This window comes from Nesterenkonia sp. E16_10 (genome assembly GCF_017347085.1).
Classification (GTDB): Bacteria; Actinomycetota; Actinomycetes; order Actinomycetales; family Micrococcaceae; genus Nesterenkonia.
The window spans coordinates 1-23,594 of record NZ_JADPSA010000003.1 but is presented as its reverse complement, the minus strand read 5'-3'; the positions used below and the strand labels follow the sequence as shown (position 1 = coordinate 23,594).

The following is a 23,594-nucleotide window of genomic DNA, read 5'->3' as shown; positions in this document are numbered from 1 at the left end:
TCCCCGCGTGGACGTGCTTCCCTCCACCGAGCTGAGCCGGATCATCGGCGCGGAATCGGCGAAGACGCTTGAGCAGGGGCTGGGCATCACCACCGCCGCGCAGCTGCTGCAGCACTATCCGCGCCGCTGGATCGAGTTCGGCCAGCTCTCCTCCTTCCGCGACCTGCCCGCGGCGGGGGAACATGTCAGCCTGATCGCCGAGGTCACCGGGGTCTCGGTGCGCAAGATGGCGAACCGGCGCGGCTCCCTGGCCGAGGTCTGGGTCACCGATGACGAGGGCAACTCGCTGAAGATGGCGTTCTTCAACGGCTGGAGCGTGGGCCGCCAGCTGACTCAGGGGGCTCGGGCGATCTTCCACGGCAAGGTGGGCAGCTACCGCGACCGCCCCACCCTGAACAACCCCGACTTCACCGTGCTGGTCGACGCCGACCCGGAGACCATCACCGACCAGGTGGACCCGGAGGCGGACCCGCTGGGCGCCGCCGAGCTGCCGCGCGCACTGAACCGGGGCAAGACCCCGGTCCCGCTGTATCCGGCCACCTCAGGGATCAGCAGCTTCCGGATCCTGGACTGCATCGAGATCCTGCTGGACCTCATCGACTTCTCCGCCTGGCCCGAGCCGCTGCCGGAGCAGGTCCGCGCCTCCGAGGAGCTGCCGGACCTGGGTGAGGCCTACCGGCTGATCCACCGACCCGAGACCATGCAGGACCCGGAACGCGGGCTGCGCCGGATGCGTTATCACGAGGCGTTCCTGCTCCAGGGGCTGCTGCACCTGCGTCGCGCCCAGGAACAGCACCGGCGGGCCCTGCCGCGGCCGGCTCAGGAGGCTGGACTGCTCACCCGGTTCGACGCCGGACTGCCGTTCACGCTGACCGAGGGTCAGGTCCGCTGCGGGGAGCTCATCGGCGCCGAGCTCGACCGCGAGCACCCGATGAACCGGCTGCTCCAGGGCGAGGTGGGCTCCGGCAAGACCCTGGTCGCGCTGCGCGCGATGCTGCAGGTGCTCGAGACCGGGGGGCAGGCCGTGCTGATCGCGCCCACCGAGGTGCTCGCCGCCCAGCATGAACGCTCGCTGCGCCGGATGCTCGGCGGCCTCGCCGACGAGGTCGGGCTCACCCTGCTCACCGGTTCGATGGGCACCGCCGATCGCCGTCGCGCCCTGCTCGACATCGCCTCCGGCACCGCCGAGCTGGTGGTCGGCACCCACGCGGTGCTCGGGGAGCAGGTGCACTTCGTGGACCTGGCCCTGGCCGTGGTCGATGAGCAGCACCGCTTCGGGGTGGAGCAGCGCGACGCGCTGCGCACCCGCTACGAGCTCACCCCGCACATGCTGGTCATGTCGGCCACCCCGATCCCGCGGTCGGTGGCGATGACCGTCTTCGGGGACCTGGAGCTGACCACCCTGGAGGGCCTGCCGAGGGGCCGGCAGCCGATCGTCACCCATGTGGTGCGCACGGTGCAGGGTCCCCGGTTCATCGGTCGGGTCTGGGAACGGATCGCCGAGGAGGTCGCCGCCGGGCACCAGGTCTACGTGGTGTGTCCCAAGATCAGCGAGGCCGATGCGCGCGAGGATCCGGAGACCGGGGTGCAGACCGATCAGGACGCCTCGGTGGAGCTGATCGCGCAGCGCCTGGCCGAGCATCCGCTGCTGAGCCGGACCCGGCGCGCCGTGGTCCACGGCCGGATGGATGCGGCGTCGAAGGAAGAGGTCATGACCGGCTTCGAGCGCGGGGAGATCGACGTCCTGATCTGCACCACGGTGATCGAGGTGGGCGTGGACGTGCACAACGCCACGGTGATGGCGGTGCTCGACGCCGACGCCTTCGGAGTCTCCACGCTGCACCAGCTGCGCGGACGGATCGGCCGCGGCGGTGCCCACGGGCTCGCGCTGCTGGTGACCCGGCTGCCCGACGGACACCCCTCCCTGGAGCGGCTGGAGCAGGTGGCGGAACACTCCGACGGGATGACCCTGGCCCGGCTGGATCTGCAGCGCCGGCGGGAGGGCGACGTGCTCGGCGCCGCCCAGGCCGGCCGCGCCTCCACACTGAAGCTGCTGCGCACGATCCGAGACGAGAAGATCATCGTGCGTGCCTCCGAGCTGCTGCGCGAGATCAGCGCCAAGGATCCCAGCTGGACGGACTACCCTGGACTGCGCACCGCGGTGGGGGAGTACCGCGACCTCCACGAGGGCGCCGACGAGTTCATCCAGCGCGGCTGAGACCCGCAGCGCGAGACAGGAGTGTGAGATGGCACGGATCATCGCCGGCACGCATAAGGGACGCCGCCTCGTGGCCGTCCCCACCGACGCCACCCGACCCACCAGCGACCGGGTCAAGGAGTCGCTGTTCTCCCGGCTCGAGGGCTATGACGCGCTCCACGACGCCGTCGTGGTGGACCTCTATGCCGGCTCGGGCGCGCTGGGCTTCGAATCGCTGAGCCGCGGGGCGCGCAGCCTGGAGGCCGTGGACAAGGCCGAGGCCGCGGTGCGCACGCTGCGCCGCAACGCCGAGTTCTTCGGCGCCGAGGCCTCGCCGGCGCTGCGCCGGGAGGTCTCGGTGCACAAGGCCGACGCGCTGCGATACCTCGGCTCACGCAGCGGTCCACCCATCGAGCTGCTCTTCCTGGACCCGCCCTACAGCCTCGGCGACGCCGAGCTGTTCAAGGTGCTCAGCGCCGCCAGGGAACAGCTGCATGAGGCGGCCACCGTGGTGATCGAGCGCGACGCCGGCAGCGGCGCGCCCTCACTGCCGGAGGGACTGGAGATCTTCAGCGAGAAGTCCTACGGCAGCACGCAGATCTTCATGGTCGAGCCCAGTCCAGCAGCTCTTCCGCACTGAGCACGTCGCCGGGGTGCGGGCCTGCGGCCCAGAGCGCGTTGAGCTCGGTCTGCTCCAGCGCCGCGCCGCGGCGCGCGGCGAAGCTCAGGTTTCCCTCGACCCGGGCCTCGAGCACATCGCTGGGCGCGCTCAGCATGGCGCAGCGCGCCGCCTGCTCGATACCCAGGGCACCTGAGGTCTCGGGGGTGCCGGATGGCTCCGGGGCCCCTGATGCCGCTGAGGCCTCGGCGGTCAGCGCGGCCGCGTCGAGCAGCGAGACCACCTGCGCCCGGACGAAGTCCATCGGCGGCTCATCCCCGAGATTCACCAGCAGCAGCCCGCCCGGGACCACCTGCTTAAGGACTGCCCGGTGAAACTCCGGGCTGCGCAGATGCTCCGGCGCGGCCGCACTGTTGAACAGGTCCACCACGACGACGTCGAAGCTCACCCCTTCCAGGGCGCCACCGGGGCCCAGCACCGCGGCGGCGTCGGCGACCAGGTTGCGCGGGCTTCTGCGCATCGGCAGATGCTCCAGCACGAACTCCACCAGCTCAGGCTCGATGTCCACCACGGTCTGCTCGACTGCGGGCCAGTGGTGTTCGATGAAGCGCGGCAGGGTCAGCGCCCCAGCCCCGAGGTGCAATACGCGCGGCACCTCGGCTGTTGCAGAAGAAGCACCGGCGGCTGAGGCGCCGGCGGACGCGGCTCTTCCCAGGCGCTCGCGGGCGCAGGTCTGCAGCACCGCGCCCATCCGGAACAGATAGTCGTGGAGCAGATAGTCGGGATCTCCGAGCTCCACATGGGACTGCTCGGCCCCGCCGATGCTCAGCACCACCCCGTCCTCGGTGAGGTCGTCCTCCACGAGCTCGGCCAGCTGCCCGGAGAAGGAGAGTCGCTGGCTCCGGGGCAGGCCCAAGCGCTCGCGCTGGCGCATCAGGGGGTTCCGGTGCCGGCCGGGGCCAGCGTCTCGGGCGCGGTGACCGGCGGTGCGGTGACCGGCGGGTGGTCTGCCAGCGCGGCGGGCAGACGCTCACGCATCCGACGCAGCCCCTTTTCGATGGTGGCGTGGTCCTTGCAGAACGCGAAGCGCACCAGGTGCTCCAGCTCGTCGCTGGGGCTGGCCCGATGCTGAATGGTCAGGGCAGACACCGGGATCGCGGCCACCCCCACCTCCTCGGCGAGAACCCGGCAGAACTGCGCGGCCGAGAGCGAGGTGATGCCCGAGACGTTGCCGAGCACGAAGTACCCGGCCTCGGCGCGGTTCGGCGCCAGTCCGAGCTCCTCGAGGCCGGCGCGCAGCAGGTCTCGTCCGGCCTCCAGCTCGGCGGTGTTCTGCGCGAAGAACCCCTGGTCGTCCTGGAGTCCGTGGCCCACCGCCCATTGGAAGGCCGGGCCGGAGGAGAAGCTCAGGAACTGTTTGACCCCGCGGATCTGGCTGACCAGTTCGGCGCTTCCGGTGACCCAGCCGACCTTCCACCCGGTGACCGAGAAGGACTTCCCGGCGGAGCCCACCGCCACGGCCACCTCTTCGGCGCCGGGGATGGTCAGGATGCTGCGGTGGGGCAGCCGCGCATCCGAGAGCACCAGATGTTCGTAGACCTCGTCGCACATGATCCGCAGGTCATGCTTGACCGCCAGTTCGACGATCCGGGTCAGCTCCTCGGTGCTGAAGACCGTGCCGGTGGGGTTGTGCGGGGTGTTGAGCAGGATCATCGAGGTGCGCTCGGTGATGGCGGCCTCGAAGGCCTCCAGGTCCGGGCGGAACTCCGGGCCGCGCAGCGCCACACCCACCAGTCGGGCTCCGGCCAGGGCGGCGCAGGCCCCGTAGGAGTCATAGTGCGGCTCGAAGGTGAGCACCTCGCTGCCGGGCCGCGCGAAGGCCAGGATCGTCGCGGAGATCCCTTCGGTGGCGCCGGTGGTCACCATGACCTGGGTGGCGGGATCGAGCTCCACGCCCTGTCGCCGGGCCTGGGCGGCGCTGATCGCCTCGCGCAGGGTGGGCAGTCCCATCCCCGGGGCGTACTGGTTGCGCGGGCCGGTCTCGGGCTCGGTGATCGCCCGTGCGGCCAGCTGCAGCAGCCAGTCCGGGCCCTCGGTGTCGGGGAATCCCTGGCCCAGGTTGACCGCGTCGTGAGCGATCGCCGCCGCCGTCGTGCGCTCGTAGATGGTGGGCATCACCGCAGGGGTGCTGGGTGGGGTGCTCGGTGAGGGTTCGAAGCCCAAGGTGTTGGCCCCGGCCGCGGTCCGGGCCCAGGGCTGATCGAGGGCGAGCGGGTCCGGGCTGGGGGAGCGATGAGAGGACATGGACTCCATCGTAGACAGCCTGCCGATCGGCAGCGTGTCCTGCGCGCCTGGCGTCGGGTTCTTGACCACCTGAAGTACTGTCGGAGCATGCAGCTAGCAGTGTGCCCCGGATCATTCGACCCCTTGCACAACGGTCATGTGGAGATCATCGCCCGTGCCTCGAACCTCTTCGATGAGGTGATCGTCGCCGTGTCGCCGAACATGCATAAGAACCCGATGTTCTCCGTCGAGGAGCGCATCGCCATGGCGCAGGAGACCTTCTCCTATGTGCGCGGGGTGAGCGTGAAGCCGCTGGGCAGCGGGCTGCTGACCGACTTCTGCCGCGAGGTCGGAGCCAACGCTCTGGTCAAGGGTCTGCGCGACCCCAAGGATCTCGGCTACGAGTCTCCGATGGCCACGATGAACCGGCACCTCTCCGGGCTGGAGACCGTGTTCCTCGCCGCGGACGGCCGCTACACGCACTTGTCCTCCACACTGGTCAAGGAAGTCCACAAGCTCGGCGGAGACGTCGCGGAGTTCATCCCCCGCGCGGTGCAGCGCCGGCTCCAGGACCGTCGCCGCTGAGCGCGGCCGCAGAAAACTTCATAGATTCGTCTGAACAGGCATCCAGGAAACGATAAGGTGGGCATATGAGTTCAACAACGTCTATTCGCAAAGCTGTGATCCCGGCTGCGGGTCTGGGAACACGATTCCTTCCGGCCACCAAGGCCATGCCCAAAGAGATGCTCCCGGTGGTGGATGAGCCCGCGATCCAGTACGTCGTCGCCGAGGCCGCGAAGGCCGGGCTCGATGACATTCTGATGATCACCGGCCGCAATAAGCGGTCCCTGGAGAACCACTTCGACCGGGTCCCTGACCTCGAGGCCACCCTGGAGGCCAAGGGCGACACCAAGAAGCTCGAGGCCGTCCGTCAGGCCACCGAGCTGGGCGACCTGCACTACATCCGGCAGGGCGAGGCCAAGGGCCTCGGTCACGCCGTGCTCTGCGCCAAGCGCCACGTCGGCAACGAGGCCTTCGCGGTCCTGCTCGGCGATGACCTGATCGATGAGCGCGACGAGCTGCTCTCGACCATGCTGGAGACCCAGCAGCGGCTCGGCGGTTCCGTCATCGCCGTGATGGAGGTGCCCGAGGAGAACATCAGCGCCTACGGCGTCATCGATGCCAACGGCCAGGACAAGGTCGCCGCCGAGAACGGCCAGCCCGCCGACGTCGTGCCGGTCCACGCCCTGGTGGAGAAGCCCCCCGTGGATGAGGCGCCGTCGAACCTGGCGATCATCGGCCGCTATGTGCTGCACCCGGCGATCTTCGCCGAGCTGGAGCAGACCAAGCCCGGCCGCGGCAACGAGATCCAGCTGACCGACGCGCTGCAGGCCATGGCAGGGAAATCCGCCGAGGACGGCGGCGGAGTCCACGCCGTGATCTTCCGCGGACGCCGCTACGACACCGGAGACAAGCTCAGCTACATCAAGGCCGTGGTCACCCTGGCTGTGGACCGCGAGGACCTCGGCCCAGACCTGCGCGAGTGGCTGAAGGAGTTCGTCGGCCAGATCTAAAAACGGGGTTCGCACCCGAGCCGCCGTGACTGGTAGAGTGGCACGTCGGTCTAGATCATTGAGGAGTGGTTCAGCAATGACTGCTCTACGCGTAGATGTGCAGGAGCTCCGGGGCAAGCCCGGAACCCAGCACGAGATGCATAGAACTGTCCCAGCCCCGGAGGACTTCGCAACGGTCCTCATCGGGATCCCGCAGGGCAGCGAGCTGCAGGTCGATCTGCGTCTGGAATCGGTGCACGAAGGTGTGCTGATGACCGGCACCGCCGTCGGCGAGGTCACTGGACAGTGCGGCCGGTGTCTCGATGAGCTGAAGTACCCGCTCACCGTGGACATCATGCAGCTGTTCAGCTGGCCTCAGAAGGCGCGGAAGGATTCGGCCGAGGAAGAGGATGAGGACACGCGCCCGATGGGCCATGACCTCACCATCGACCTGGAGCCGGTGCTGCGAGACCTGATGGTCTCCGCGCTGCCGTTCCAGCCGGTCTGCCGCGAGGACTGCCCGGGTCTGTGCTCCGTCTGCGGATTCCGCATGGAGGACGACCTCGAGCACTACCACGAGCAGCTCGACCCCCGTTGGGCCGCGTTGAAAGACATGGCCGCGGGACTGCCGGAGCCGGACGCCCAGTCCGACTCCAGCACCTAGAACTTGAGAATCACAGAACTTGAACATCGCAGAACTTGACCATCGCAGAACTTGATTGACCAAGACTCTGTCCATCATCTAGAGAGAAAAGAGACACCGTGGCTGTTCCAAAGCGGAAGATGTCCCGATCCAACACCCGCAACCGCCGCTCGCAGTGGAAGGCTTCTGTGCCGAAGCTGGTGAAGACCGTGGAGAACGGTCGCGTCGTCTACAGCCAGCCTCACCAGGCCAAGCTGGTCACCGACTCCGCCGGTTCGCCGCTGTTCTATGAGTACAAGGGTCGCAAGGTCGCTGACGCCTGAGTCGTCGAACATGACGACATCGCACGTGAGCGATCACGAAGAGCTTGTGAAGAGTCTCGGGGTGCATATTGCCCCCGGGACTCTTCGCCTTGCCCTGACCCATCGCTCCTACGCCTATGAGAACTCCAACCTGCCCACCAATGAGCGGCTGGAGTTCCTCGGGGATTCGATCCTCGGCCTGGCGGTGACCGACTACCTGTTCCGGACCTTCCCGGACCTGGCCGAGGGCGACCTGGCCAAGCTCCGCGCCGCACTGGTGAGCACCCGCGCCCTGGCCCGGGTGGCCCGCGGCCTCGGCGTCGGCCCCTATATCAGCCTCGGCGCCGGCGAGCGGCTCACCAACGGCCAGGACAAGGACTCGATCCTTGCCGACACCATGGAAGCGTTGATCGGCGCCGCCTACCTCTCCACCGACACCGAGACGGCCCGCCGTCTGGTGCTGCGCCTCGTGGTCCCGCTGCTCAGCGACAAGGACGCGATGACCGCCGGCAAGGACTGGAAGACCACCATCCAGGAGATCGCGGCCGCCAAAGACATGGGCGAGATCCGCTACCAGATCACCGACTTCGGTCCGGACCACCACAAGTCCTTCAACGCCACCCTGGTGATCGGCGGAACCGCCCACGGCTCCGGCTCCGGGCCCTCCAAGAAGGAGGCCGAGCGCGAAGCCGCTCGGGTCACCGTGGAGACCCTCACCGCCGGCCGCGGCGAACAGGGCGACATCCTCACCCTGGTCCTGGACCGGTTCGAGGACACCGCACCCGCTGGCAGCTGATGCCGGAGCTGCCCGAGGTCGAAGTGGTCCGCCGCGGCATCAGCCGCTGGGCCATGGGACGCACCGTAGAGTCCGTCACCGTCCACGATCCGCGCAGCCTGCGCCGTCACGCGCTGGGCGCCGCGCTCGATGAACCCGCCCGGCTGGGCTCCTTCACCACCGCGCTGACCCAGCAGAGGCTGCTGGCACCGCAGCGCCGCGGCAAGTTCCTCTGGATTCCGCTGGACCGGAGCACGACGGCGGCAACAGCAGCGGCGCAGCCCGGCTCTGGCACCGCACCGGTCGGGGAGTCGCTGCTGATCCATCTGGGCATGAGCGGGCAGGTGCTCATCGATGAGCCCTCCGCCCCGGCGCAGAAGCATCTGAAGATCACGCTGGAGCTGGGCGGGGAAGACTCCGCTCCCAAGCAGCTGCGCTTCATCGACCAGCGGATCTTCGGCGGCATGCAGATCTCCGAGCTGGTTCCCTCCACCCACCCCAGCGGCAGCGTGCCGGCCGCCGCGGTGCATATCGCCCCGGATCCGCTGGAGCCCGGATTCGACGAGGAGACGTTCTTCCGCACCCTGCGCCGCCGCAAGACCGGTCTGAAACGCGCACTGCTGGATCAGGGCATGGTCTCGGGGATCGGCAACATCTACGCCGACGAGGCGCTCTGGCTCGCCCGGCTGCATTACCTGCGCTCCACCCAGACCATCACCCGCGCCGAGTCCGCCCGCCTGCTCAGCGGGGTCAAGACCGTGCTGCTGGCCGCACTCGAGGCCGGCGGCACCAGCTTCGACGCGCTCTACGTCAACGTCAACGGCGCCTCCGGGTACTTCTCGAGATCGCTCAACGTCTACGGCCAGCAGGGCAGGCCGTGCCCACGGTGCGGCACCGAGGTCAGACGTGAGACGTTCATGAACCGCGGGTCGCACTTCTGCCCGAAGTGCCAGCCTGGGCCGCGGCCTGCCCGGCTGCGCGCCTCGGGCCGTGCATGATCCTGCCCTCGGCTCTCACCGGGACGCCGCCGGCCGACACCCCGGTGCCGGTGCTGCTGCAGCGATCGCTGGAGGCACTCGGCCTGGGCGCCGCCCGGCTCAGCCCGATCTGGCGCAACGGGGCCCGCGGTCTGACGTTCTCCGTCGCCAGCGGCGGTGTCGCGGCTCCGATCGACTTCTACGCCAAATGGAACCCCGACGCCGTCGGGGAATCGCTCACCCAGGAGGCCGAGCGGCTGGCCTGGATCCAGGGACGCCACCCCGCCCCGACCGTGGTGGACCTGATCCTGGAAGGCCCCGAGGAGGTGCTGCTCACCCGAGCGCTGCCCGGCGAGTCGGCCGTGGCCCCGCGGTGGAAGGCCGATCCCGATCTCGCGCTGCGGGCCCTCGGCACCGGGCTGCGCCGGCTGCATGACCTGGACCCGCAGGACTGCCCCTTCGACTGGGGCGTGGAGCATCGGCTGCGCACGGCGGGGCTCGCGGCGGAGCCGCCCGGGGATGCGCCGAGCCTGGATCGTCTTGTGCTGTGTCAGGGCGACCCCTGCGCCCCGAATACGCTGCTGGCCGCCGACGGCTCGTTCCTGGCCCACGTGGATCTGGGTCGTCACGGGGTGGCGGATCGGTGGGCCGATCTCGCGGTGATGTCGATGTCCCTGGCCTGGAACTTCTCCGGCTACGACGAGGCGACGTTCTGGAGCGCCTACGGGATCGAGCCCGAGGCGCACCGGATCGAGTACTACCGACGTCTCTGGGACGCCACCTAGCGGTACTTCGCCGGGAGCTCCCTGAACAGCGTCGATGCGGGAGTGCCCAGATCGGTGGGCTAGCATGAATCGGATCGACGAACGCGTAGAGGAGGGTCTGTGGCCGATAAGAAGTCGCCCGAGCCACGGCCGCACCGACCCCGCAGAGCCGCCAGGCTCCCGGCCGGACCGGCGGCAGCCTCGAAGTCGACCAACCCCGCCGACGCCGAAGAACCCACCGTCAGCGTCTCCGGCGCCGAGGATGCCTCCGCGGAGAACACGCCCAAAGACCGGTCACGACGACGCCGCCTGATCCGCAACGGTCTCATCGCCGTGGCGGTGCTGCTCGTCGTCGCGGTGGGCGCCGGACTGCTCTACGTCAACCAGCTGCGCACCACTTTCGACGACCAGCGCAACGTCTTGGACCTGGGCCTCGAGGGCGATGACACCGCCGGACGCACCGAGGACGGCACGGTGAACATGCTGCTGCTGGGCTCCGACAGCCGCGGCGAGAATGACATGGAGTACCGCGGCGAGATCGGCGACAACGCCTCCGAACGCTCCGACACCATGATGTTCGTGCACATCCCGGCCGACCGGTCCGGGGTCTACGTCATGTCCATCGTGCGAGACCTCTGGGTGGACGTGCCCGGCGAAGGCCAGGGCCGGGTCAACTCCGCGCTGGGCGTGGGCGGGTACCCGCTGGTCGTCGACACCGTCGAAGAGCTGCTGAACACCCATATCGACCACGTGGCGATCATCGACTTCGAGGGATTCTCCGACCTGACCCGCGCCCTGGGCGGGGTCTACGTGGAGAACCCGCGGCCCTTCTCCGCCGGCCAGCACAACCCGGCGTTCTACCCCGAGGGCACCATCCGCCTGGAAGGCGACAACGCGCTGCGGTTCGTCCGCGAGCGCAAGTCCTTCGCCGACGGGGACTTCAGCCGGGTGCAGAACCAGCAGCTGGTGATCAACGGGATCGTCGATCAGCTGCTGTCTGCCGACACCCTCACCAACCCCCAGCGGGTGATGGATGTGGTCAACGGCATCGTCCCCTATCTCAGTGTGGATGACGGTCTCGACGCCAACACCATCGCCGCCTACGCGCTGGAGATGCGCGACCTGCGCTCCGGGAACATCGAGATGTTCACCATTCCCACCGGGGAGATGGCCACCACCGCCAGCGGTGCCCAGGTGATCCTCAAGGACGAGGAGATGCTCGAGCTGCTGCAACGGTCCCTGAAGAACGACAACATGGAGGGCTTCATCGACTACATCGAGCTGCGAGAATCCCAGGACGAGCAGCAGTGACCCCTCGGGTTCAGCTGCTGACGCATAGTTATTGGCCGGAGCGCACGGCCCCGCAGCGCCGCTGGGAACGCCTGGTGGGTTCGCTGCGGCAGGACGGCTGGGCGGTCGACGTCGTCACCCCCGCGGTGAACTCCCACCACACCCCGGAGGAGGTGCGGGGCCAGGGCAGATTCCGGCTGCGCGCCACACCGGGGCCCACCGGGGAGCGGCTGCACCGGACCCCGTACATCCTGCTGCAGAACTCCCGCGCCGGACGCTTCGCCTCAGACCTGGCCTCCGCGGTGCTGATGGTGCCCCGCGCGCTCGGCGCCCCGAAGCCGGATCTGGTCGTCGCCACGGTGCCGGCGCTGCCCACCATCTGTGCCGGCTGGCTGGTCAGCCGGGCCCGCCGGGTCCCGCTGGTGGTCGATATGCGCGACGCCTGGCCCGAGCTTGCCCGCGAGGCCGGGGTGAAGGCTGGCCCGCTGGGGACGCTGATGGAAGCCGCCGTGGTCAGCGTCCAGCGCCGCGCCGAACTCGTGGTCACCGTCACCGAGGGCTTCGGTCAGCGGCTGCGCGAGCGCGGGGTCTCCCGGGTGGAGACCATCAGCAACGGCGTCGCCCTGGACCAGGTGCCGCAGCTTGAGCACCGGACACGCAAGCCTGGGGAGCTGCGCATCGCCTACCTGGGCAATCACGGCGAGAGCCAGGCCCTGGAGCGGCTCATCACGGCCGTGGCGCTGATCCCGCGCACCCGGGAGAGCTCAGCCGAGCAGGACCACGCCCGTTCCGGGGGACTCGACGTGCAGCTCCGCCTGGTCGGCTCCGGCACCCAGAAGGACCAGCTGCGCCAGGTCGCGGAGGAGTCCGGCGCCCTGGACAGCGGCGCCGTGGAGTTCTTCGATCCGGTGCACGGCGAGGAGATCTGGGAGCACTACCGCTGGGCCGACACCGCGCTGGTCAGCCTGCGCACCGACTGGGCCTCCTTCGCCTGGACCGTGCCCTCGAAGACCTTCGAGCTGCTGGGCCTGGGCAAGCACATCACCGCCGCGGTCACCGGAGAGGCCGCCTGGGTGCTCGGCCACGCACGCAACGTCAGCTTCCTCTCCGGAGACTCCGAAGCGATCGCGGCCACGCTCAGCGAGCTCGCCGCCGACCCGGACTCCACCCCGGTGGATGCCACCGGCCGCGACTGGGTCGCCGAATACGCTGACCTGCCGGGGCTGGGCCGCCGCTACGCCGCCCTGCTGCGCACGCTGCTGCGGGAGCAGGGCCGGGGAGCCGGCCGGTGATCACCGCCGCCAACGCCTATATCTGCGTCTGCACCTACCGCCGGCCCGGCCCGCTGGGGCAGCTGCTCAGCTCACTGCGCGCCCAGGAGCTGGGGGAGCGCGAGCTGCCGCAGCTGATCGTGGTGGACAACAGCCCCGAGGGCGACGCCAAGGCTCAGGTTCGCGCTCAGTATCCGGGGGCGCGATACATCCATGAACCGCGCCCTGGGATCGCCGCCGCGCGCAACGCCGCGGTGGAGGCCGTGCCGGCGGATGCCGAAGCGGTGCTTTTCCTCGACGACGACGAGCGCGCGTCCCCGGACTGGCTGCGGACCCTGATCGACTGCGCCAACTCCTCCGGGGCCGACACCGTCTCGGGTCCGGTGATCACTCACTTCGGGGAGAACCCGCCGGCCTGGCTGCAGGCCAGCGGCTTCATCCGGCGCATCGACTTTCCCACCGGACCCTGGAATCACCGGGCGGCGACGAACAACGTGCTGGTCCGGGCGCACTGGTTCACCCGCGCCGGGTATCGATTCGATGAGGCGTTCAGCTTCATCGGCGGTGAGGACTCCGACCTCTTCGGCCGGATGCAGGCAGCCGGAGCTCAAGCCTGGTGGTGTGCCGAGGCGCAGGTCGAGGAAGACCTGCCCGCCGAACGGCTGAGTCCCGCCTGGATGCGGCAGCGCGGGATCCGCGCCGGGCATGTGCGCGCTACCAAACTCATCCGTCGGGCCGACCAGGACCGGGCAACCCCGGCGCTGCGGCTGCGGATCGGCGCCGAAGGGCTGGTCCGCATCGGCTACGGGGCGGCGCGGACCACGGCCCGTCGACTCCGGCGGGCGCCGGTGCGGTATGTGGACAGCGTCTACCACCGCGAGGGCCTGGGCATGCTCCAGGCGGCCGTCGGCCGCCGCTACGAGGAATACGGCCGCTGACTCAACTGGTGTCCGCATGCGGACGCGTGCCGGAGTCTGGATCAGGGGTGGAGGGTCAACCCCGCGGGGGCTCTGGCCTGCGTTCCTTGCGGTAGGTGATGATTCCCCCGACCAGCAGCACGGCCCCGAGGACCATCATCGCGATCCGCAACCCTAGGGGCATCTCGGAGGCGAACAGTGAGGTCGAGCTGAAGGCGAACGCGGCAGCGACGAACCACCACACGGCTGTCCCGTCATTGCGGGTTCTTGGGCTCATAGGTCAGAGTTCCTTTCGGCCGGTGGGAGAGGGTGCTCCCTGTTTCAACCATTGGTAGTCACCGACGTCTCGATCCAGAACCTGAGCTCGCCCTCCTGGTTGACGCCGTTAGAGACTCCGCCGCAGCGGCTGACCACGGCGAGCGAAGCGGTGTTGTCTGGCGCGACGGTGAGCAGGGCCCGTTCGAGGCCCAAGGCCGCGCACCTACCCGCCGCCTCCTGAAGCATCCGAGTCGCGTGACCTTGGCGCTGCCAAGGGTGGACTACGTGGTATCCGATGTGACCACCCGCTCCGTCCGAGGTGAGCTTGTGTCGGATCACGAGCGATCCGATGTAGTACTCATTCGCGGTGTACCAGAACAGTTCGGAGGGAACACCCCATCGTGGGCGAACACCTACCCTCTCGGCAACGAAGGCATCGAAGTCACGGCTGGCGGCCCTCAGCCATGCCGTCTCAGAACCTCGATGCACCATGTCGGCCTGCTCGCCGATCAGGTACGACGTCTTCACGGTTCCAGATGGCGGATTCAGGGTCGGTGACACTGGTAGATCGATCATGGGCCTCCACGTTATCTGCTCCCTAGCTGCCGCGGCATTGAGCACACCACGGCCAGCGTCGACGACCACGCTCGAGTGCACCAGGCCGAAGGGTTGGGTGAAAGTGAGTCACCCATGTTTGTAAGGTGAAGGATGAGCGAGTTGAAAGCGATCGGATTTGATCTCGATGGGACCCTCTTTGACCACCGCGGATCGGCTGGATCCGCGGTGGACAGGTTCATCCACCAGCTGGGTCTGGATCCGTCTCCCCACGCCTGCACGGTCTGGTTCGCAGCCGAGGCGGCGCAGTTTGAGCGCTGGCGGTCCGGGCAGGTCAGCTTCCAGGAGCAGCGAAGGGAACGACTTCGGACCGTCTTGCCGGTTCTTGGGGTGGATCCGCCGACTGCAGACTCGGAGCTCGACGAGCTCTTCGAGCTCTACCTCAACGCGTATCGAGACGAATGGCGCGCCTTCCCGGAGAGTCTCGAGCTGCTGATGACTCTGCGAGCGTCCGGATACGGCATTGGGCTGTTGTCCAACGGGTCACAGGAGCAGCAGCTCGACAAGCTTCGCCGGACAGGGCTGGGCCGTGCGTTCGACGTCGTGTGCATCTCTGAAGGAATCGGAGTCCAGAAGCCTGACGCCCAGGCGTTTCGACTGCTGGCAGAGCGATTGCGCGTCGATCCTACGGAGTGCCTGTTTGTCGGGGATGATCCAGTTCAAGATACAGCGGGGGCCCACGCCAGCGGCATGCGTAGTCTGCTGGTGAGTCGCGATGGGGATCACCTCGGAGGCATTGCGGAAGCCGTGTATGCACAACTGGCCGTTGATTCGACGATCGCTCGTTGAGGATTTCCTGCTCAGGACGCGCGAAGGCTCTTCATAGAGGATGACGCTATGGACATCTTTATGCGTTCACTGGCGGGGCGGATTCTCAGCGCCCTTGGGGCCAACGGTCGGATGGTTGCTGTGGACGGTGTGGATGGGAGTGGCAAGACCTGCTTCGCCGCCAGGCTCGCCGCCGCCATTGACGACCGTCCGGTGATCCTGATCCACGCCGATGACTTCTTGAATCTCTCCCCGGTCAGGCATGCTCAGGGCCGACACTCGCCGAAAGGCTTCTGGGAGGACACATACGACTACGCCGCCTTGCACGAATATGCACTCCGGCCTCTAGGCCCCTCCGGGGACGGCTGGTACAGATCCGCGTCCTACGATGCGTCGAGGGACCAACACGTCAAACCTGAAGCGGCTCACGGTCCACCAGATGCCCTCGTGGTGTTGGAGGGGATGTTTCTGCACCGTGACGAGCTCGCCTCGCACTGGGACGTGTCGGTCTTCTTAGACGTGCCTTTCACCGAGACCGCAGCGCGCATGTCCACTCGGAACGGCAGCAACCCGGACCCAGAACACCCCTCGATGCGACGGTACGTCGAGGGTCAGCGCCTCTACTTCGAGTCTGCGTGCCCGTGGGAACGCGCCAGCTTCGTCGTGGACAACTCCGATTTCACGGCGCCCCGCGTCACGCGGTCCCCACAGACAGGTACCATCCCGAGGCCCTGACTCTGCAGCACCCGGCCCCCTGACATCGGAGTCCGCCGCGCCCACTCACTCAGCGTCGGGGAAACGGCGCCGATCCGCCACCGCCAGCGCGTAGGCGGCTTCCGCCGCGGTGATGCCCCACTGCCCGGCCTCGCGACGCTGGACCCGCTCGATCTCGGCAGAGACCTCGCGCAGAGCCGTCACCTGGTCATCTGAGGCAGGCTTGAGCGTGCGCCGGTAGATCGCCCCGGCACGGCGCCCCACGCGGGTGCGCTTGAACTGTCCGAGTCGCTGCGCTGCGGCGCCGCGTGCCCGGCGTTTGATCCGACCCGCCAGCGGGCGCAGCTTCTTCCTCGAGGGCAACCGGTGTTGGCCGAAGAAGCGCAGCGCCTCCGGAGTCTGCCAGGCGTGGGTCTCGGGGTCTTCCACGTAGAACGCCGCGATCTCGGCGAGCACCTCGGCGGCCTCGGGCTGGTCCTGTACGGGAACACGGGAGAACTTCCACAGGTACCAGGTGACGAAGAAATGCTCGAACCGGGTGTCCAGGTAGTCCTGGAGCAGTCCGACCTCGCGCAGCCAGGAGGCTCGGGCGGCTTCCAGGATCAGATACTTCCTGAAGTACCCGGGAGTCACCACGTTCACGATCGAGGTGTCCACCGCCCCGTAATAGGTGTAGACCGGACGGTCCACCGGCACGTAGGCCCGGGAGTAGAAGAGCATCTGCTGGAAGAAGAAGGTGTCCTGCCCGGTGGCGCCCACCGGCTGGGTCAGTCCTAGCCCCTGCAGCCATTCGGTGCGCGCTACGATGCCCTCGATCGAGGCCGGACGGAACCGGATCTCGCGCAGCGAGTCACGGGTCGGCCAGCACAGACCGTCACGCTCCGGGATGCTCGAGTACCAGTCGTGGATCGGCAGGACCTGGTGCCGGTTGGTCCAGGTGACCTGGGTGCCCAGGGCGAAATCAGCCTCGGGCTTCTCGGCCAGGCGCTGCTGGAGCAGGTGATACCCGGCTTCGAGCTCCTCATCATCGGGGTCCAGATAGGTGACGAACTCGGTGGCGGTCAGCTCCAGACCGGTGTTGCGCGGACGCGAGGCGGAGCCGGACCCACCGGTGCCGTGTCGGAACGCGGAGACGTTGGTGTAGGTCCGCGCCAGCTCCTCGACCGTGGCCACCGTGACCGGGTCGGTGGACCCGTCGTCGATCAGCAGCACCTGAGTGCGCGGGAAGTGCGGGGAACGGCGCAACGAGGCGAAGGCCTTGTGGCGCAGGTGATTGCCGTTGTTGTAGATCGGCACGATCACGGAGAGCTCGAGCTGCTCGTCCTGCGCCGTGCGTCGCACCTCCGCCTGGACCGCGGAGAGGTCATCCCCGGGGTGGGGGAGCGCGGCCGGGATCAACCCGGAGGCCTGGATCGCCGCGGAGGAGGCGTGCCCCAGGTGGTCGAGCACGTAGACCCGCGCGTCCTGCCCGGAGGCGGCCAGCACCGCCGGGGTGACCAGCGCCGCGGCCTCGGGACGCCACCAGGCGGTCAGGCCCAGGTCCTCAAAGCCGCGCCGATGCTGATGCGCGTGGACATCGGTCGCATCGGCAGTGCCGGTGAGCTTCGTGGTGATGGTCGCGGACTGGTACCGGAAGGCCGCCACATGATCCGCCGCGTAGTGCGGGGCATAGCGGCGCTGGTCAGACAGCGGCAGCAGCACGTCGATCGGCTTCGCCAGCGGGTCCGCGGCGCGGGCGCCGAGCTGCTCCCAGCTCAGCAGCTCCACCGGGCTGAAGCCCTGCCCCGAGCTGCCCAGCCCCGCGAGGCTCTGCGCCGCCATGTCCTGGGCCAGCTCGGCGGTGACTGTCTCGGCCACGGCGACCACCAGCTCCTGCTGGGGCTGGACCGGCTTGCCGGCGGTCCGGGCCACCTGGGTGAGCAGGTCAGAGACGTGATGACCCAGGAAGACCTCCCGGATGCCGTCGCCCTGGGCACGGCGCAGCTCCTCCTGATCGAGTCCGCGAAGGCTCTCTTCCACGTCCGCCGCGGAGTTCGCGATGCGCACCTGCGGGTGATACGAGTTCAGGCCCTGGTTGTAGCTGGAGAGCACCAGCGTGCCCGCGGCCTGCAGCTCCAGCGCCCGGTTGGCGAACATGGTCTGTGAGTCGACCACCGAGTTCAGGTTCACCGCGACATCCACCACGCGCTGGAGGTCCATCAGCTCATGGTGATCCATGGCCGGGGTCCGGTAGGGCCAGTACTTCACCGGGATCAGCTGGTTGGGGCTGAGCATCGGGTGCGCCGAGTCCAGCTGCGCAGAGACCTCCGCCCACCAGCGGTCCACGATCGCCAGCGGCCTGCCGGCGTCGAGGACCCCGTCGAAGATCCACTCGGCATAGCGGGCGCGCTTCTGATACTTACGCCCCATCCAGGACCCGGCGAAGAAGATCAGCTCGCGGGCCTCGGCAGGGGCGCTGCGGGACCCGATCGGGGAGTGCAGCAGCGGGTTGACCCCGAACGGCAGCACCTCGATGCTCTGGGCGTCGGGGCAGTCGCGCCGGTAGTCCTCGATGACCTCGGCGGCGGTGGTGAAGATGTGATCGCAGGCCCGTGCCACGTCGAGGAACTGCCGGTAGTCCGGCGGGTCTTCCTTGCCGTAGTAGACCGGCGGGGCGCCGACCGCGCGGTAGGCCGGGATGATGGTGTGGATCAGAAGCCGACGACGCTCCGGAGCCTCCGCGGACGTGTTGTCCCAGGCGACCCCGTCGTGCCCGCGCCAGGTGGCGGCCACCAGCAGCAGGTCCACATCCTCGAGGTGATCCTGCCAGTTCTCCGGAGTGATCGGGACCAGCGTGGCGGCCCCGGAATAGGTGTCGAAGAGGAACCGGTCGCAGATGATCCCGATGCGCAGGTCCAGCGGGGGCCGGGAGACGCCGGGCTCGGCGGGTGGGAGCGTGGCGGCCGCGGCCCGGGCGGCGGCGAGCGCGTCCTGCGCGGATCGGGCCGCCAGGGGTGCGGCGAGCGGTGCGGCAAGCGGCGCGGCCAGTGAGGCGGCGGTGGTCGCGGTCTGACCCTCGCCGGCCGTTAGTTCGGCCCGGCTGCGCAGGTCGGCCGCCCGCTCGCGGTGAGCCCGCGCCAACGGGGCCCAGAGCTGCTCATGATGCGCTGAGCTGGAGAGCTCCTGGGCGGCGTGCTCGTGGGCTTCCGCTGCCTGGGTCGCCGTCGTCGTGATCTCCGCGATCGGAGGGGTGGCTGCCGGGGCGCTGGACGGGGTGCTCGAGGGCTGGGCGGAGGCTGCATCGGGGAGATTCACCCCTCGACACTATCCCGAGCCGTGTTGGGTTTGGAGGAGGCAGTCCGGCTTGCTAGAGTGAAGTCTCGTTGCGGCGGGGAATCGACCTGAACAGGTCCCAATTCCGGGCGCACACGGGGATGTAGCTTAGTGGTAAAGCTTTGGTCTTCCAAACCAACGATGCGGGTTCGATTCCCGTCATCCCCTCCAGTCACTTCCAAGCCTCTCCCGGTGATCGGGTCCTCTCGGTCACAGCAGGAGGGGCTTTTTGTGTATCAGCCGCCGAGTCGGCTCGAGAGTGAGGAACCCATGGCGCGTCCCCGGATCTACTTCGTGGTTCAGCCCACCGTGGCGCACTACCGCGAGCCGCTGCTGCGCCGACTGCTGGAATCCACCCGCTACGACTTTGACCTGGTCGGACGGTTCAAGAATTCTGAATCTACGGCCGCCGACGCGATCCATTCCGCCGCCGACGAGGTCCTGGCGAAGGTTCGCCCGCTGAGATTCTCCGCGATCCGCGAATTCTGGTGGGAACACGGCCAGGTCCGCGAGATCTGGGCCGGGGCGCACGACGCCTATGTGATCGCCGGACGCATACCCACCGTCTCCGCCTGGGCCGCCTGCGCGGTCGCCGCACTGCGCGGACGCACCCTGATCATGTGGGGTCACGGCTGGAAGCGGCCCGAGGACGGGCTCAAGCGCCGGGTCCGGCTCGCCTTCTACCGCCTGACCGATGGGCTGCTGGTCTACGGCGACCGGGCCAAGGAGCTCGGCAGCTCCTACGGGGTCCCGGCCGAGAAGATCCAGGTCATCTATAACAGCATCTACCCGGAGGCGCTGATCGGCTCCGCCCGTGAGACCGACGCCGCCCGGACAGCTGAAGCGGCCGACGACGACGCCGGCTCACCCGCCACGATCATCTACAGCTCCCGGCTCACCACCCGGCACCGGCTGGACCTGCTCGCCGAAGCGCTGGGAGGCATGCCCGACGCCGCGCGGCCGAAGCTGCTCATCGTGGGGGAGGGCGCCGAGCGTCCTCGCCTGGAGCAGGTGTTCGCCGAGCACGGGGTGGACGCGGAGTTCCTCGGCGCCGTCTATGACTATGAGCAGCTGCGCGGGCTCTACGCCCGGGCTGACCTTGCGGTCTCCGTGGGCGGAGCCGGGTTGAACGTCACTCAGGCGATGAGCTTCGGGGTGCCGGTGCTCGCCGAGGACGGCAACCCCGATTCCAGCCCCGAGATCGAGGCCGTGGTCGAGGGCGTGACCGGCCGGCACTACCAGACCGGCGATGCCGGCTCGCTGCGCCGGGTCCTCGCCGAGCTCCTGGCCGCGCCGACCCAGCTGCGTCGGCTGGGGGAGGCCAGCCTCGCCGTGGTGCGGGAGCGCTACACCGCGGAGAAGCACGCCGAGGCGATCGAGGATGCGCTGGATCGATTGCTCGCCCGCGCCAAGCGGGGCTGAGTCTCCGGCGGGTGGCGTAGGGCCCCGTCCGCGGACCCTCCTCCCGGCCCTCTCAGGGTGAATAGTGCGCCACCTCAACCCACTTGCCGAGGTTGCGGTCCCCGTCGTCGAACACCCAGTCATAGGTGGGGTAGCCGGGCGGCAACGGGTTCGAGCCTTGGGGAGCTGTTCTCCCGTCCTGGTCCAAGATGTTGTGGATGTAGATGCCGAGCAGCCCGTTTCCGCGCTTCAGGGTGGAGTTGATCTCGTACTGCATCCATTCCCGATGGGCCGTTTCGGGACCGATCAGGACAGCAGTGACTGGTGTGTGCTTGAGTCCGTTCAGAACCAAAGACGCGAGAGCGGAATCGCCTGAGCTCTTGGCCTTCTCCCACCGTCTAGCTGATATCCACGTCTTATGAATGTCCTCCAACTGAGGTGATCTGGACACGATCGAGGATCTCCATAGATCACGCTCATGATGCCAGCTGAAGAACGTGGGTTGCGTCATAGAATGAAGTTTACGGTTCGATCATCTATCGCCTTGTCTCTTCGCACTATGTGACACGCGGGACGTGCGGAGGTGATGCCGCGGTTTCCCCGGATCCGGGCACGGCGATGGCCCCAGCCGAACTCGCAAGTTCCGCTGGGGCCATCGCACTAGCTGCATCTCGCTTGAGGAGAGGCATGATCCGTCGGACCGGTCAGCGACCGATCAGAACGTGATCAGGATTCGGTGGGGCGCTGGCGCAGGATGTAGGCACCGGCACCGATCGCGCCGAGGGCGAGCACGCCGCCACCGGCGGCCATGGCCATGCCGGCACCCTGGGAACCGCCGGCAACGCCGGTATCGGCGCCGCCTTCAGGCATCCCGTCCATCTGTGAGGCGGTCAGGGTGCCACATGCTGCTGGCAGGGTCGCTGCGTTGGGCAGGGACTCATCGAGCTCGGACTGCTTGTTTGCGGCTTCCTCGGTCAACAGGGTCGGGTCCACGCCGTGGACCACGACGACGCCGGTGCCATCAACGATGGAGGCCAGCACGTCATCGGCGATCTCGAGGTCACGCTCGTAGGTGTAGCTGGAGCCACCGGGGAAGCGTTCCACGGCCAGGCCGGAATCTGGTGAGGTGTCGCCTTCGGTGGTCAGTGAGGTGCCGATGCCGCCGTAGAAGGGTGCGCCTTCTTCGACGTTGATGGCGCCGTCGCCGTCGACATCAGCGTCGGGACCGGGGCACTGGCCCTGGGCGCCGAAGTGGATGTGCTGGGCGTGGGGGAAGGGTCCATCCATGAAGGTCTCGGCTGCGCCGTCGACGGTCATGTAGACGGTGGCCTGGTTGCCCTGGCCCTCGATCAGCACGTCGCCGACGGTGCCGGAGTTGTTCAGCGGGTCCAAGCTGGTCTGGAAGGACCAGGACTCGCTGGAATCAGAGGTGGCGGCGCCGTCGGAGGCTCCGCCGTGGTCTGAGTGGGCCATGGCCGGGGCTGCGCTGAGCAGCAGCGCGCCAAGGGCGATCGTGGGAACAGCAAAGAATTTAGATTTATGCATGTGAGGGACTCCTCGTCACAATGGTTGTGGCCACGTCCAGGGGTCCCGGATGCGACGTGATCAGAGTAACCCAGATCACGCCAATTGTAGAAATAATTACTTCGTCTAACTATCCAGCAGCAATAGGAAACCCTGCGTCTCGTTAATCACGCTTCGACACTCGAATCCCGAGGGAACGCCGACTGGGGCACGGCGAATGCCTTCCGTCCCGGCCTGTTCTGTTCGCGCTCAGTCGGCGAGGGTGGCGTAGACCACGTAGTTGTCTTCGTATTCTCCGGTGCTCTGGTTGTAGCCGTCACAGGTGATCAGGCGAAGTTCCGGATCCTCGGTGTTGCCATAGACCTCGAGTGTGGGGAAAGTGTCCTTCCCGTACTGCTCGGCCTTGGTCACGACGAACGTGGCCTCCTCACCGTCTTCCTGTGCCACGGTGATCTCGTCGCCTTCGCCGAGATCAGGCAGGTCAGCGAAGACCCCTGGCTGACCGAGCGAGTCATCGACGTGGCCCAGCAGCACCGAGGGGCCCTGCTCTCCGGGAGCGGGAGATCCGGTGTACCAGCTTGCTGGTGAGCCTGGATCGCCGGGTGGGACCTCGAGGGTGCCGTTGTCTCTGAGGCCCAGGTGCAGCAGCTCAGAGCTGGCTCCGATGGCAGGGACCTCGAAAGAGGCAGGCGGAGCGGTCTCGGTGGCGGCCTCGCCGGACGGCTCCTCGGCTTCCTCGGTCTCTTCAGGGGTCGGTGAGGGTGCGGCGCTGGCCTCGCCCTCGCCCGCGTCTTCGGTTTCGTCCCCGTCCTCGTCCTGGGCGTCCGTCTCGGCTGGTGCCTCCGTGGTCGGTGTGCTCGGCTCGGATTCAACAACGGCGGAAGGTTCTTCTTCGTTCGCCGCCGCACTGCTGTCCTGCCCGGGTGAACATGCCGAGAGGGCAAGCATCAAGGCAGAGGTGATGACGAGGGCGCCGGCGCGACGGGGGCCGCCTGCTGCCGGAGAGGTGGAGTCGAGGTGTTGCCTGCGGAGACGAGACATGGAGGTTCTCTTTCGGATTGGACCTTCTAGGCGGCAACAATCAGATTCAACGTGCCACTCCCCGCCCAGGAGTGGATGTCATCACAATCTACAGTCCCTCCTGAAGCATCTCTTTACGGAAAGAGAACTGCCGGCATGGAGTCCAACTGTGGATGTGGAGCCAGGAGCGGCTCTGCAGAACCAGGAGATTCTGCAGAGCCGCTGCACCGTCTGTCCGATTCTTTGGCTCGGAATCAGATGATGGGTGTGATCACCGCAGAGCTCGTGCTCTGCACTTCGAGATCAGGACTCGGTGGGGCGCTTGCGCATGATGTAGGCACCGGCACCGATCGCGCCCAGAGCCAGCACGCCGCCACCGGCGGCCATGGCC

The 23,594-nt window shown here is 68.0% G+C and carries 23 protein-coding genes and 1 tRNA gene; 16 read left to right on the top strand and 8 right to left on the bottom strand.

The annotated features are described in order from the left end of the window. Positions 1-7 precede the first annotated feature (7 nt). Positions 8-2,218, top strand: coding sequence for a DEAD/DEAH box helicase (locus I2487_RS02140; protein WP_207171042.1), 2,211 nt, complete (start codon positions 8-10; stop codon positions 2,216-2,218). Continuing rightward, positions 2,124-2,837, top strand: a complete 714-nt coding sequence (rsmD, locus tag I2487_RS02135) for a 16S rRNA (guanine(966)-N(2))-methyltransferase RsmD (protein ID WP_345941305.1) — start codon at positions 2,124-2,126, stop codon at positions 2,835-2,837. Before I2487_RS02140 ends, rsmD begins: the two co-directional genes overlap by 95 nt. On the opposite strand, the gene I2487_RS02130 is transcribed toward rsmD, so the two are convergent. Continuing rightward, a complete protein-coding gene (locus I2487_RS02130; protein WP_207171044.1) occupies positions 2,800-3,750 on the bottom strand; it encodes a spermidine synthase in 951 nt (316 codons plus the stop codon). The genes rsmD and I2487_RS02130 overlap by 38 nt on opposite strands. Then, entirely contained in the window at positions 3,750-5,120 is a 1,371-nt protein-coding gene (locus tag I2487_RS02125) for an aminotransferase class I/II-fold pyridoxal phosphate-dependent enzyme (protein ID WP_255545860.1), read from the bottom strand. The genes I2487_RS02130 and I2487_RS02125 overlap by 1 nt, the downstream gene beginning before the upstream one ends. 87 nt (positions 5,121-5,207) lie before the next feature. Between I2487_RS02125 and coaD the strand changes: the two genes are divergently transcribed. The 10 genes from coaD to I2487_RS02075 all read left to right on the top strand — a co-directional run bounded on the left by coaD (position 5,208) and on the right by I2487_RS02075 (position 13,612). Next, positions 5,208-5,684 (top strand): pantetheine-phosphate adenylyltransferase, encoded by a 477-nt coding sequence (coaD, locus tag I2487_RS02120; protein WP_036474835.1) that lies wholly within the window; start codon positions 5,208-5,210, stop codon positions 5,682-5,684. A gap of 65 nt (positions 5,685-5,749) precedes the next feature. Further along, positions 5,750-6,673, top strand: a complete 924-nt coding sequence (gene galU / locus I2487_RS02115; RefSeq protein ID WP_207171045.1) for a UTP--glucose-1-phosphate uridylyltransferase GalU — start codon at positions 5,750-5,752, stop codon at positions 6,671-6,673. A gap of 76 nt (positions 6,674-6,749) precedes the next feature. Then, positions 6,750-7,316, top strand: a complete 567-nt coding sequence (locus I2487_RS02110; RefSeq protein WP_207171046.1) for a YceD family protein — start codon at positions 6,750-6,752, stop codon at positions 7,314-7,316. A gap of 98 nt (positions 7,317-7,414) precedes the next feature. Then, positions 7,415-7,618, top strand: coding sequence for a 50S ribosomal protein L32 (gene rpmF, locus I2487_RS02105; RefSeq protein WP_036474831.1), 204 nt, complete (start codon positions 7,415-7,417; stop codon positions 7,616-7,618). A 25-nt stretch (positions 7,619-7,643) separates the two neighbouring features. Further along, positions 7,644-8,393: a ribonuclease III gene (gene rnc / locus I2487_RS02100; protein WP_207171047.1), complete on the top strand. Its 750-nt coding sequence runs from the start codon at positions 7,644-7,646 to the stop codon at positions 8,391-8,393. Beyond that, a complete protein-coding gene (gene mutM, locus I2487_RS02095) occupies positions 8,393-9,370 on the top strand; it encodes a bifunctional DNA-formamidopyrimidine glycosylase/DNA-(apurinic or apyrimidinic site) lyase (protein WP_207171048.1) in 978 nt (325 codons plus the stop codon). Before rnc ends, mutM begins: the two co-directional genes overlap by 1 nt. Continuing rightward, complete coding sequence (locus tag I2487_RS02090; RefSeq protein WP_207171049.1) at positions 9,367-10,134, top strand: aminoglycoside 3'-phosphotransferase; 768 nt, start codon at positions 9,367-9,369, stop codon at positions 10,132-10,134. The genes mutM and I2487_RS02090 overlap by 4 nt, the downstream gene beginning before the upstream one ends. A 99-nt stretch (positions 10,135-10,233) precedes the next feature. After that, positions 10,234-11,424 carry an LCP family glycopolymer transferase gene (locus I2487_RS15665; protein ID WP_207171050.1) on the top strand — a complete coding sequence of 397 codons (1,191 nt, stop codon included), beginning with the start codon at positions 10,234-10,236 and terminating at the stop codon, positions 11,422-11,424. Then, entirely contained in the window at positions 11,421-12,695 is a 1,275-nt protein-coding gene (locus I2487_RS02080) for a glycosyltransferase (protein ID WP_207171051.1), read from the top strand. The genes I2487_RS15665 and I2487_RS02080 overlap by 4 nt, the downstream gene beginning before the upstream one ends. Continuing rightward, entirely contained in the window at positions 12,692-13,612 is a 921-nt protein-coding gene (locus tag I2487_RS02075; RefSeq protein ID WP_207171052.1) for a glycosyltransferase, read from the top strand. Before I2487_RS02080 ends, I2487_RS02075 begins: the two co-directional genes overlap by 4 nt. Before the next feature lie 55 nt (positions 13,613-13,667). On the opposite strand, the gene I2487_RS02070 is transcribed toward I2487_RS02075, so the two are convergent. Then, positions 13,668-13,868, bottom strand: coding sequence for a hypothetical protein (locus I2487_RS02070; RefSeq protein ID WP_207171053.1), 201 nt, complete (start codon positions 13,866-13,868; stop codon positions 13,668-13,670). Positions 13,869-13,912: 44 nt separating this feature from the next. Continuing rightward, a complete protein-coding gene (locus I2487_RS02065; RefSeq protein ID WP_207171054.1) occupies positions 13,913-14,425 on the bottom strand; it encodes a GNAT family N-acetyltransferase in 513 nt (170 codons plus the stop codon). A gap of 132 nt (positions 14,426-14,557) precedes the next feature. Here I2487_RS02065 and I2487_RS02060 point away from each other — a divergent pair, with 132 nt between their 5' ends. Both I2487_RS02060 and I2487_RS02055 read left to right on the top strand, forming a co-directional pair. Continuing rightward, positions 14,558-15,253, top strand: a complete 696-nt coding sequence (locus I2487_RS02060; RefSeq protein ID WP_207171055.1) for an HAD family hydrolase — start codon at positions 14,558-14,560, stop codon at positions 15,251-15,253. Between the two features lie 48 nt (positions 15,254-15,301). After that, positions 15,302-15,967 carry a nucleoside/nucleotide kinase family protein gene (locus I2487_RS02055; protein WP_207171056.1) on the top strand — a complete coding sequence of 222 codons (666 nt, stop codon included), beginning with the start codon at positions 15,302-15,304 and terminating at the stop codon, positions 15,965-15,967. A gap of 45 nt (positions 15,968-16,012) precedes the next feature. Here I2487_RS02055 and I2487_RS15660 read toward each other — a convergent pair whose 3' ends face one another. Next, positions 16,013-19,240 carry a glycosyltransferase gene (locus I2487_RS15660; RefSeq protein ID WP_207171057.1) on the bottom strand — a complete coding sequence of 1,076 codons (3,228 nt, stop codon included), beginning with the start codon at positions 19,238-19,240 and terminating at the stop codon, positions 16,013-16,015. Positions 19,241-19,355: 115 nt separating this feature from the next. Between I2487_RS15660 and I2487_RS02045 the strand changes: the two genes are divergently transcribed. Both I2487_RS02045 and I2487_RS02040 read left to right on the top strand, forming a co-directional pair. Continuing rightward, positions 19,356-19,429, top strand: a tRNA-Gly gene (locus I2487_RS02045). A 99-nt stretch (positions 19,430-19,528) separates the two neighbouring features. After that, positions 19,529-20,680 carry a glycosyltransferase family 4 protein gene (locus I2487_RS02040; RefSeq protein WP_207171058.1) on the top strand — a complete coding sequence of 384 codons (1,152 nt, stop codon included), beginning with the start codon at positions 19,529-19,531 and terminating at the stop codon, positions 20,678-20,680. Positions 20,681-20,732: 52 nt separating this feature from the next. Here I2487_RS02040 and I2487_RS02035 read toward each other — a convergent pair whose 3' ends face one another. From I2487_RS02035 to I2487_RS02025, 3 genes are all read right to left on the bottom strand, one after another. Beyond that, complete coding sequence (locus tag I2487_RS02035; RefSeq protein ID WP_207171059.1) at positions 20,733-21,170, bottom strand: TIR domain-containing protein; 438 nt, start codon at positions 21,168-21,170, stop codon at positions 20,733-20,735. Positions 21,171-21,385: 215 nt separating this feature from the next. Further along, positions 21,386-22,204 (bottom strand): hypothetical protein, encoded by an 819-nt coding sequence (locus I2487_RS02030; protein ID WP_207171060.1) that lies wholly within the window; start codon positions 22,202-22,204, stop codon positions 21,386-21,388. Between the two features lie 228 nt (positions 22,205-22,432). Continuing rightward, positions 22,433-23,224: a class F sortase gene (locus I2487_RS02025; RefSeq protein WP_255545859.1), complete on the bottom strand. Its 792-nt coding sequence runs from the start codon at positions 23,222-23,224 to the stop codon at positions 22,433-22,435. Positions 23,225-23,594 lie beyond the last annotated feature (370 nt).